Here is a 12,284-nt window from a genome sequence, read left to right on the forward strand (position 1 = left end):
AATAAGAGGTGTATTATGAAAATAAGAAAATGGACATACCATATAGCAATTGTTGGTTTATGTTTAGGATTAGGAATAGGAAAGGAGAGTAGCGTATTGGCGAATCAAAAAGTTAGTCAATCATCATCTGAACCGACACGTATTAAAGTCAGTCAATATACTCAAAAAAATGTGACTATTCCTCTACATACAGATTGGAAATTCAAGTTGGGACAAGTAAGTTATGCTGAACAAGCTAATTTTGATGATTCATCGTGGGAAACTATTCAAATCCCACATGATTATAGTATAACGCAAGACTATACATCTCGTGGAGAAGCAGAAAGTGGATACAAACCCGGAGGGATTGGCTGGTATCGTAAAACATTTACTCTTGGCGAGAATTTAGATCAGGAACGACTTATTTTAAATATTGACGGAGCTTACATGAATGCTGAAGTGTATGTGAATGGACAGAAACTTGGCATGCATCCTTATGGGTATACAGGCTTTTCATTTGATATAACCCCTTACGTTCGATTTGGAAAACAGAATGTATTGGCAATAAAAACAGATAATCCAATTCCTAGTTCACGTTGGTATTCTGGGAGTGGGTTATATCGCAGTGTAAATTTAATTGTGAAACCAAATGTTCATGTAAAAACACATGGAATTGTCATAAGAACACCGGATTTGAATCGTACATTCGGACAAGAAGGCAACAGTAAGGTTGAGGTAAGTACAACTGTTGTCAATACAACTGAAACAGACGCTCAAATCGTTGTGAAACAGACACTTTTTGAACGGGATAGCAATGGAATGCTAGGGGCGCAAGTTGCTAGTGCTCAAGATGTGTTACAAGAGGTTTCTGCCAAACAAGATATAACAGTCAATTCTAATTTTGTGGTGACACAACCTAAATTGTGGAGTCCAGAGCATCCCAATTTATATGTTTTACGCACGGAATTATTTAAACAGGGCGAAAAAATTCAAGAAGTTAATCAAGAAATGGGATTTAGATACATTCAATTTGATGCCAATACAGGTTTCTCATTAAATGGTTCGCCAGTTAAATTGAAAGGTGTGAGTATGCACCATGATCAAGGAGCTTTAGGATCAGCAGCTTACTATGATGCCATTGAACGCCAGTTTCTCATTTTGAAACAAATGGGAGTAAACGCCGTTCGTGTGACACATAATCCTTCAGCACGTGCTATGAAAGATGTTGCTAATAGGGTAGGTATGCTTTTAATTGAAGAAGCATTTGACACGTGGCACTATGCAAAAAATGGAAATACAAATGATTATGCTAAGTGGTTTACCCGTAGCTTAGGTGAAGATGGTAAATTGTTAGAGCATGCTCTTAGTGAGCAAACGTGGGCTGAATATGATACGAAACAGATGGTAAGACACGGTATTAACGATCCGTCTATCATTATGTGGTCAACTGGAAATGAGGTAATGGAGGGTTTTTCTGGAAATGTGTCTGCCTATCCTCAAGTGATTGCACAAATAGGAACATGGATTGATGCTCTTGATGGAACTCGTCCAGTCACGTTAGGTGATAATAAATTGAAAGACAATTGGACAGAAGCTATCGGCATGGCGGAAAGTTTGACCAATAAATCAGGATTACAAGGGGTTGTTGGATACAACTATGCCGGGGGAAGAGCCTATGATGCAGCACATCAACAACACCCAAATTGGATTATTTACGGATCTGAAACAGCTTCTGCAATTAATAGCCGTGGTGTATATAATGTTAAGGGAAATGCACAACGTTCAGATAAGCAGTTAACCTCATACGATCAAAGCACTGTAGGTTGGGGACATGTGGCAAGTCAAGCATGGTATGATACCGTTACACGAGATTTTGTGGCAGGAGAATTTGTGTGGACAGGATTTGATTATTTAGGAGAACCAACTCCTTGGAATGGTGTAGGGTCTGGTGCTGTAGGAAGCTGGCCGTCGCCAAAAAGTTCGTATTTTGGAATTGTTGACACGTCAGGTGTGCCTAAAGACAGTTACTATTTTTATCAAAGTCAATGGAATACTAAGCAAACCACTTTACATGTTCTACCAGCTTGGCATCATGAAGTCGTAGCCAAAGATAATGACAATCAAGTTGAAGTAGTCGTTTATTCTAATGCACATAAAGTGAAATTGGTGTATATTGCACCAGACGGAACGCAAAGTGATTTAGGGGAGAAAACATTTACAAAATACACTACACCAACTGGATTTGCATACCAATTATATCAAGGTGCAGATAAACAAAGAGAAGAACATAAAAATTTATATTTAACGTGGAAAGTTCCCTATCGTGATGGCACAATTAAAGCTATTGCATACGATGAAAACAATCAAGAAATAACAGATACAAAAGGAACAAACCAAGTGAGTACGTTTGCTCAAGCGAGTAAGCTAGTTACTAAGGTGAATAAAGATGTGATTCAAGCAGATGAACAAAGTTTAGCCTATGTTGAAATTGATGTACAGGATGCTGAAGGCAACCTAGTGGCAAATGCCGATACGGCTATTACTGTTCAAGTAACCGGACCAGCCAAGTTGATAGGACTAGATAATGGAAATGCTGTAGATCATCAGTCTTATCAAGAAAATAACCGAAAAGCGTTCAATGGAAAACTTGTGGCTATTGTGAAAATGACAGGTGAAAGTGGACAAGTGAGCTTGACAGCGTCTGCAAGTCACTTAGCAAGTAGCACGTCTACTATTCAAGTTACTGAAAAAGAAAGTAGTGAACAGTCCAATCCAATAGAAAGTTATGTGTTGTCTAAAATCATTTATTTGAAACGTGGAAATGATGTGCAGTTACCACACACAATACGTGTTCGTTATGCTGATGGACAAGAAGAGGATAAGGCAGTAAGTTGGAATATGAGTTCAGATGTCACACAAAAGCTCTCTAACGGAGAATCTAGTATGATTGAGGGGACTATTGAAGGGACAGGTGTTCCAGTAAGTGTGTATGTTAATGTTATTGATGAAGTTGTAGCTATGGAAAATTATAGTACTGCTACCGAGAGAGGTGTGCGTCCTGTTTTACCAGAAACTGCTTCAGCATATACAGCACAAGGTACATTAATCAATGCACAATTCCCAGTAACATGGGAAAATACGCCTAATGAGATGTTCAACGATACAGGAGTAGTGATAATTAGAGGTCAAGCAGATGTTTTAGGAGAAAAATTACCTATACAAGCAACAATACGAGTTGCAGAAAAAACAATTACTATAGCACAAAATGTTGCACCTGTTGTTGTCCGTTTAACAGAAGATACACCAGAACATTTACGTTCAGATAATTTACTTGCTATAAACAATCGTTCTATTACGGTGTCTTCAAATGATGGTGGTGGAGATAATCCTAGCGTATGGTCTAATTATAAGGCTGCTCAAGCGGGGATTAAAACATCAACTTTAAACTTTGAATATGATACAGCACAAAACATTACGCAAGTGACACTATATCATAATCGAGATAGTTGGTCAGCTAGAGCACCAAAATCTGTTCAATTTACATGGAAAGCTAGTCCAACAAGTCAAGAAGAATCAATATCTGCTCAAATTGTAGGTAGCCCAACAGAAATAGGGAGTGTTACAAAAACCGTATATCGCTTAGCTAAACCCGTACCGGCAGTTGTATTTAGTATTCATGTGGAAAATTCTGATGAAGATTTAGGGAACCGACAAGCTTGTATTGTATTTTCGGAAGTTGAATTGCATACTGCCTTGGAAGAATTCCCACTAAAATCAAGTGCCACTTTAGCAAATTGGAGTGTTAATGGAAAAGAGGCAACTCAATATCAATTGAATAATCGACAAATAAAAATATCCGATTTGGTTGCTGATATTGTTGCCAATAATGAATCCGAAAATGTTGCAGTAACCGTGCTGCCAGCAAGAGATAATGTTATAAATATTTTCACGAAATCAGAAGATAAGACAAAAACATTAACGTATCAAGTATTGTTGAATACTTTAGAAAGTGATGATGACTCATTGGATATTCCAGCAGAACAGACAACCATTAATGTAGGTTCTGTACAACCGGGAGAATCAGATAAAGCGGGTAATGCAATAGATAAAAATCCTAATACAATTTGGCATACAAAATGGAGTGGAGATACACTTGAAAATTTATGGCTTTCTCTTGATTTAGGAACTACTCAAGCTATAGAAGCCTTACGTTACTTACCTAGACAAACTGGTGGTGACAATGGGAAAGTATTAGAATATAGGGTAGTTGTTAGTCAAGACGGACAGACATGGGAAGAAGTAGCCCATGGGAATTGGGACAATAATGCCGAATGGAAAATTGCACAATTTGATAAAGCAGTACATGCTAGATATGTTCGCTTACAAGGTGTTCAAACAGTCGGAGATGGTGGGCGTGAAAATACATTCATGTCTGCTGCAGAAGTTCGTGTCCGACGTGCAAGAGCTTTGCCAGAACAACCAACTGAGCAAATAGTAGACACCCATGTGACATTTGAAAAAGACGTGGTTATTTATACTGGACAAGCAATAGAAAATGAGCCAGTAGTAACCATAAATGGCAAAACGTTGACAAAAGATACAGATTATACTGTTACGTATGAGCATAATACAGATGTAGGCAAAGCTAAAGTAATTGTAGAAGGAAAAGGCAATTATACAGGAAGAGTAGAAAAAGAGTTTACTATATCTGCTCAAACACTAATTCCAGAGCATGTCAAAGTATCTGAAATGCTGAAAGAATATACTGGACAAGCAATAGAAAATGAGCCAGTAGTAACCATAAACGGCAAAACGTTGACAAAAGATACGGATTACACGATTACGTATGAGCATAATACAGATGTGGGCAAAGCCAAAGTAATTGTAGAAGGAAAAGGCAATTATACAGGAAGAGTAGAAAAAGAGTTTACTATATCTACTCAAACACTAGCCCCAGAGCATGTCAAAATATCTGAAATGCTGAAAGAATATACTGGACAAGCAATAGAAAATGAGCAGACAGTAACCATAAACGGCAAAACGTTGATAAAAGATACAGATTATACTGTTACTTATGAGCATAATACAGATGTGGGCAAAGCAAAAGTAATTGTAGAAGGAAAAGGCAATTATACAGGAAGAGTAGAAAAAGAGTTTACTATATCTGCTCAAACACTAACCCCAGAGCATGTCAAAATATCTGAAATGCTGAAAGAATATACTGGACAAGCAATAGAAAATGAGCCAGTAGTAACCATAAATGGCAAGACGTTGATAAAAGATACAGATTACACGATTACGTATGAGCATAATACAGATGTGGGCAAAGCTAAAGTAATTGTAGAAGGAAAAGGCAATTATACAGGAAGAGTAGAAAAAGAGTTTACTATATCTACTCAAACACTAGCCCCAGAGCATGTCAAAATATCTGAAATGTTGAAAGAATATACTGGACAAGCAATAGAAAATGAGCCAGTAGTAGCCATAAACGGCAAAACGTTGACAAAAGATACAGATTACACGATTACGTACGAGCATAATACAGATGTGGGCAAAGCTAAAGTAATTGTAGAAGGAAGAGGCAATTATACAGGAAGAGTAGAAAAAGAGTTTACTATATCTGCTCAAACACTAACCCCAGAGCATGTCAAAATATCTGAAATGCTGAAAGAATATACTGGACAAGCAATAGAAAATGAGCCAGTAGTAACCATAAATGGCAAAACGTTGACAAAAGATACGGATTACACGATTACGTATGAGCATAATACAGATGTGGGCAAAGCTAAAGTAATTGTAGAAGGAAAAGGCAATTATACAGGAAGAGTAGAAAAAGAGTTTACTATTGTGACTAGACCAGTAAACATCGACAAGAAACCATTGCTTGATATATTTAACGCATTATCTAAATTGGAAGCAGAAAATTATTGGAGTGGTTTTGAGACTTTACGTGAACAACTTATTGAAACAGAGATGTTGTTGCAAAAATCTGATGTGGCACAAGATGAATTAAATCAACAGTTGGATCGTTTAATCAAGGTAGAAAAAGAATTAGAAGAGGCAGAAATCTTGATTGATGCCAAAACGTATATTACCGTTAAGCTGAAAAAAGGAGAACGTCAAATTGGTACACGTTTGAAAGTAGATGAGATTAAATATGTCCCATCCTTAAAAGAAAAATCGCATGTGACATATCATATCTATTTAGTCGACGAAAAAGCTCACTCGGTATTATACGATAAACCGGTTATTATTACCGTTCCGTTCAATGCCTTTAAGAAAGAGGAATTAAAATCTGTTGAATTTATTAAAGACGAAAAAAGCATGAGCTCGCTTAAATTTGCCTTTCTTCATGAAAAAGAGCAAGATTTAGGAGTGGTTGTGCGTGCCGAACAGTTAGGACAATATGCATTTATTTTGTCACGTCCAATCCAACCAAAAGAGGAAACACAATCATCTAATACATCTACCAGTAACATTGTAGAAGAAACGTCAGATGAAACAACCAGTCTAGTTCAAACAACAGACACAGTGCTTTCAACAAATCGTCATGCACAAACAGAACAGTCCTCTTTAACTAAAAAACGTACGCTTCCTTATACGGGCGAAAGTTTTAGACAGTATTTTGAATACGGTTTGTTAGCATGCCTTTGTGCAGGATACATCGTAAGGTATAGTAGAAGAAAATATAATTAAGATTGCTTACGAATGAATAGATGAGTGAGGAAAATTAAATGAAGAAAATGATTTATGTATTTTTACTGATAGTAAGTATATTGGGCGTGTCATCTCGTACACATGCAAATGAGACAGAGTATCAATTCAGTCCAAATATTCATCAGGTAACCTATCAAACAGGTACGTTTGCTCTGAATAATGAAAAAGTAAAACTGATTTTTGACGGAGAAGTTGATGATATTACTAAAAACCGTGCAAAAGCATTACTAAACACTTATGGCATAGCTTATGATGAAGCAAGTGCATATCAACCTGAAGAGCGAGTTATCGTTGTGAGAACGCTCTTACCTACAGATACGCAACAAGAACACTTTGCTCACAACGATGCATATACATTAAGTGTTACTGAGAAAAAAATTGAGCTGATAGGAAAACAGACAGATGCATTGTTCTATGCTCTAGCAACATTAGAACAGATTATGGAACAATCTTCCCAAGGATTAATTCATCAATTAACGATTGCCGATTATGCTGATGTAAAATATCGAGGATTTATTGAAGGATATTATGGAATTCCTTGGTCGCATGAAAACAGAATGTCTTTAATGGACTTTGGTGGGAAATTTAAGGCAAATACGTACATTTTTGCACCAAAAGACGATCCTTATCATAGCAGCCGTTGGAAAGAATTATATCCACAAGAAGAATTAACAAAAATTAAAGAATTAATTGCAAAAGGGAAAGAAAATAAAATTCGTTTCGTTTGGACTATTCATCCTTTTATGAGTAGTGCGAGATTTGATTTTAATAATTATGCCGAAAATTATGCCTCTTTAGTGAATAAGTTTGAACAACTTTATGCTGAGGGTGTGCGTCAATTTGGTATTTTGGCTGATGATGTTGGGAGCATTAATCGTGAACATTTACTCCGTTTATTAAATGACATTAGTGCATGGGCAAAACAAAAAGGTGATGTTGAAGATATTCTATTTTGTCCAGCAGGATATAATCATGCTTGGCAAGGCAATTATGCTGAAATGAAAAAATTGAATGAAGCACCTGACAATGTGCAATTCTTCTGGACAGGAGATACAGTTGTGAGTGGAATTTCTCAAGGTGCAGTAGATCGTTTCAGACAAGGTAGTGCCATTGCAACAAATAACACACGTAAACCGTATTTTTGGTTTAACTGGCCCGTTAATGATTATAAAGGAAGTCGCTTATTAATGGGACCTGGAGTATTATTACAACCTGGAGTAGAGCATGTTTCCGGAATTGTGACCAATCCTATGCAGCAAGCACAAGCAAGTAAAGTAGGTATTTTTGCCACAATAGATTATGCGTGGAACACAAGAGATTTTAATGCACAACAAAATTGGGAAAGAGCATTTTCCTATATTGATGAGACTGGTGCAAGCAGTCTAAAAGAACTGGCAAAACATTTACAAGATGCTTCACCAAATGGGCATGGGTTAAATGTACCGGAATCTGTGGAATTGGCACCAAAACTACAACAATTTATAGAAAAACTGAATAATGAAGAAACAATTTTGAATGTTGCTGAAGAAATGAGTAAAGAATTTCAGATATTATACCAGGCAACACAAGATTATGAAGAAAAAGGTTCTAATGCATTATTAAAATCAGAAATAAACCCTTGGCGTAAGCAATTAGCTGACTTGTCAAAAGCTAATGAATACTTTATCCATGCTGCACGTCATTTAGAATTGGAAGATAAAGATGCTGCTTGGGTAAATTATTCTAAAGCACTAGCTTATTATGAATCCTCTAAAACACATCGTGTACAAAATTTAAACAATACAGCACTTGTTGAGGCAGGGGCTAAACACATTATTCCATTTACAGAACAGCTGAAAGAAAAAATATCTGAAAAAATAACACGTTTAATATTGCCACAAAAAGAAAATGAACAACCTATTCCATTAAAACGTTTAATTAAATCAAATGATTTTAGCAGTTTGTATCAAGGTCAAGAAGATAGTTTAGTGGATGGAAATTCGGATACTTATGTTTGGTATAATATTGCAGGCAATTCATTGCAGCCAAATGCATATATAGGACTAGATTTAGGAAATGTATTTAAAATTGGTGAGATTTCCTTCTTACAAGGGACACCAAGCGTTTCAGACATTTTTGAAGATGCCGTTTTGGAGTATTCACTTGATGGCATAACATATATGCCAGTCACATCATCTGTCTTTAATACAAAAGATGTTATATACAATGCTACACAGGACAATATATCTGCTCGTTATATTCGTCTAAGAAATGGACGTGCAACAAATAAATGGGCAGCAATGCGTGAAATTAGTGTGCAAACTATTGAAAAAACACCATATTTATACACGAATATAGAAGAATTAAAAGAAACACCAACAAGTCGACAAGACAATACATTCCACTTGAATTCTTTACATCAAGTTAGTGTAAAACCTCAACAATATATTGGGCTAGATTTACAGCGTATTCGTTCAATTAAAGAGATTGGCATTCAACAAAATGACAAGCTAACCTTATTTGCAGGAGATAACCAAGACTTTTTAACGGAAGTTACAGGAACAATCCCAGCTACAGCACGCTATATTGTTTTAAAAAATACAAGTAATCAAGAACAGACAGTTGATATTTCTCAATTTGATATTCAAACGCACGATATTTTGCCATTACGTGTGGCACACACCAATTATTCAAGTGTAGAAAATCCATTAGCTGCTTTTGACGGGAATACGACTTCTCAAGCATGGTTGAAAAATAGCCAACATGCTGGAAAATATATTGTATATGATTTAGGGCAAACAATAACACTTGATAAGATTTCGCAAATTGTAGCAGACTCAGAACATGATTACATTAGACACGGAAAAATTTCGGTATCTGAAAATGACCGTGACTATATAGATGTACTGACTTTAGGCGATGACACTCAAGATTTGGAAATTTCTGGAGTATATCCAGATCGTAATGTTCAATTACTTAGTAAGTCTGCTCAAGTTAATCATATTCCAACACGTTACATTAAAGTGGAAATCACAAAAAATAAAAGTGGTGATGATAAATGGGTGAGATTTAATGAAATCGTGTTGAATGATTTGTCTGAGCTACCAAGTGAGCATAATCCAACGTTTATTGTCAATCCGAGTGTCAGCAATGCAAACCGTGCAGAACTTGCTATAGACGGTAATTTAAACACAGCATTTAGAGGGGCAAATGAGGGAGGATCACTCATTTACAACCTATCAGAAACTGCTTATTATAATACATTTACGATTTTACAGAGCGAAAACACATCAAACGCTAAAGTTAGTGTGAAACATCAAGACAATACATGGGAAGAAATTGGTTTATTAGATCAAAGTCTAAAAACATTTGATTTAAAATTGTTACGAGATATTGTGAGTATTAAAGTTGAATGGACGCAAGACAATGCACCAGTCATTTATGACATGTATGCTCAAGCGGGAATTAATCGCTATCCACTACAAGAAGCTATTCAACAAGCTAAAGCATTAGTAGAAACTGACTATGCACACGGATTTGATGAGTTGAAAAAAATCCTAGATACTGCCGAGGAACTATTGACTGCTGATGCATTAACAGTAGAGGATAGAGATAAGGCAATTAACCAAATCCTTGAAAAACGCCGTGCATTAGTACCGTATAAACGATTTGATGAGCAGCATATTCATGTAAAAACAGTAGATACTCCAGAGTTAGCAGAGGCTACATTACGTGTTAATCCGTTAACATTGCCAGACTTAAAAACACGCTACGAGGCTTATCTATTGACACTAGTATCCAAAAATCATCCTATACAACTAAATCAGGTAGTGCAAATGGAATTTCCACTTAATCCAAAACTAACGTTTAAACAATTTATGAAACGTATAAATGGAGAATGGATAGAGTACAAACATGACATCATTTATGATGAAAATAATGTTGCTGTAAGGATAAAAACGGAAGATAGAGAGCTAGGAGAATATAGTATTGTGTACAAAGAAAGTGTTGAAGATATACAAACATCAAAACCGTCTGATGAAGATTCAGGAACAACAAATAATGTAGACGATAAAAAAGATGACACATCAACAACTTCACATGACACAACAGAAACGTCTAGCACCTTGCAGAAAGAAACGACAAGAAAATCAGAAAATATGACAGGAACTACTCAAGCGTCAAGTCATAGTTCGCATCAAAACTCTCAAAGTAGCATGCAAAACAAAAACAAAGGAAATGCGGTGTTACCATTTACAAATGAGGGAATAAATAGCAATCTATTGATAATAGGTATTGGGTTATGTATCGTTTCTTTGGGCATAATACTAATAAATCAAAAAAAATCTAACCGTTACTAAGATATAACTAGCAAACTTGGAGAAAAAATGCACTGTTTAAATATCTCAAACAAATAAAAATTGGGAAAAATCTAAACATAGAGTCATTATCAACTTGATAGAAAAGTTGATAATGACTCTGCATTTTTTACCAAAAGAACATAAAAAGTAAGATAGTTTTGTTGTTTCCGTTAAATTGATGATCATCAACATCAATTCTAAATTATTATAAATCTCTTGTAGGAACAGGAGAATAGCTTAACTAGATTTCCCTATTTTCCCTTAGCGTGAAAAGTGTGCCAATGTGAACCTTTATCTGTATGAACTGAAGATTAAAATATTCTAAAAAAAAGCATAAAAAATTTGACGTCGCAGTAAAGAGAAAAGTTTAATTTCAACTAGATATAGAAAGAGTGTACAAATAGATTAGTGAAATTTTCTCGTTCATCAATACGATTGAGTGTATATAATTGGAAGAAGTAAATTTTTTTATCCGACATAGTTTGATAAAAATAAAAAAACACCCAAACAATGTTTGGGTGGTCAATTATTAAAAGAAAGCTAGATACACCTTTGTACCTGTACAAAGAGAACTAAGCATCGTCGATTAGTAGTAGCTTTCCGTTTTATTGGCTCCGCGTCATTGCAGAAAGACAATGTACTATTGCCTTTAGAAAAAATAATTCAGCACATACCGAAAAAATTGTAGAGCCAATAATGGTAGCTACTACTTATTAAGAGTAGTCCAAAATGACGTCATAACCTTACATCGAGGCATGAAATCTACTAAATTTGAGAATAAAGACCTGACTTAAAGCAATGCTTTTCACAGTGGCGGGACCGTGTTGGAATTTCACCAAACTTCCATATTCACAAAAGTACTGGAATAAATTTTCTAGCACGTTCATTATACAATACATTTAGCAAAAAAACAATGCTATTTTTTGAAAAACATTAGCGAATATCAATCGAATGTGATAATGTCTTAAAGTAATCGAATGACAAAATGTCCCAAAATGATAAACTAGAGATATGAAAAGGATAGAATTAACAGTGAATGAAATAAAAAAATATAACGTCATCAAAGCCGTTCATCATGGCAAAAAAACAAAACAACGTGCCTGTGTTGAATTAACATTATCATTAAGACAAATTAACCGACTACTTCACAATTATGTTCAATTGGGTAAGTCAGCTTTTTCTCATAAAAATAAAAAACGCTCTCCAAAGCATAGTCTACCTGAATCTACTAAAACTTTTATTGTAGAA

Annotated in this window: 2 protein-coding genes, 1 pseudogene and 1 riboswitch; all 3 genes and pseudogenes read left to right on the top strand. The window is 35.5% G+C overall.

Going from position 1 to position 12,284, the window contains the following annotated elements:
- Positions 1–15: 15 nt before the first annotated feature.
- Positions 16–6,675, top strand: coding sequence for a glycoside hydrolase family 2 TIM barrel-domain containing protein (locus E4T68_RS00435; RefSeq protein WP_135123016.1), 6,660 nt, complete (start codon positions 16–18; stop codon positions 6,673–6,675).
- 38 nt (positions 6,676–6,713) lie between these two features.
- Positions 6,714–11,036 carry a beta-N-acetylglucosaminidase domain-containing protein gene (locus tag E4T68_RS00440; protein ID WP_135123018.1) on the top strand — a complete coding sequence of 1,441 codons (4,323 nt, stop codon included), beginning with the start codon at positions 6,714–6,716 and terminating at the stop codon, positions 11,034–11,036.
- Between the two features lie 727 nt (positions 11,037–11,763).
- Positions 11,764–11,908: riboswitch (adenosylcobalamin (AdoCbl) riboswitch) on the bottom strand.
- A 160-nt stretch (positions 11,909–12,068) separates the two neighbouring features.
- Positions 12,069–12,284 (top strand): annotated as a pseudogene (locus tag E4T68_RS00445) (ISNCY family transposase); the annotation flags it as partial.

This window comes from Granulicatella sp. WM01 (genome assembly GCF_004570605.1).
Lineage (GTDB): Bacteria > Bacillota > Bacilli > Lactobacillales > Aerococcaceae > WM01.

Excerpts from the sequence above, each read along its gene's own strand:
- E4T68_RS00435 (WP_135123016.1), top strand. The coding sequence starts at position 16 with ATGAAAATAAGAAAATGGACATACCATATAGCAATTGTTGGTTTATGT.
- E4T68_RS00440 (WP_135123018.1), top strand. The coding sequence starts at position 6,714 with ATGAAGAAAATGATTTATGTATTTTTACTGATAGTAAGTATATTGGGC.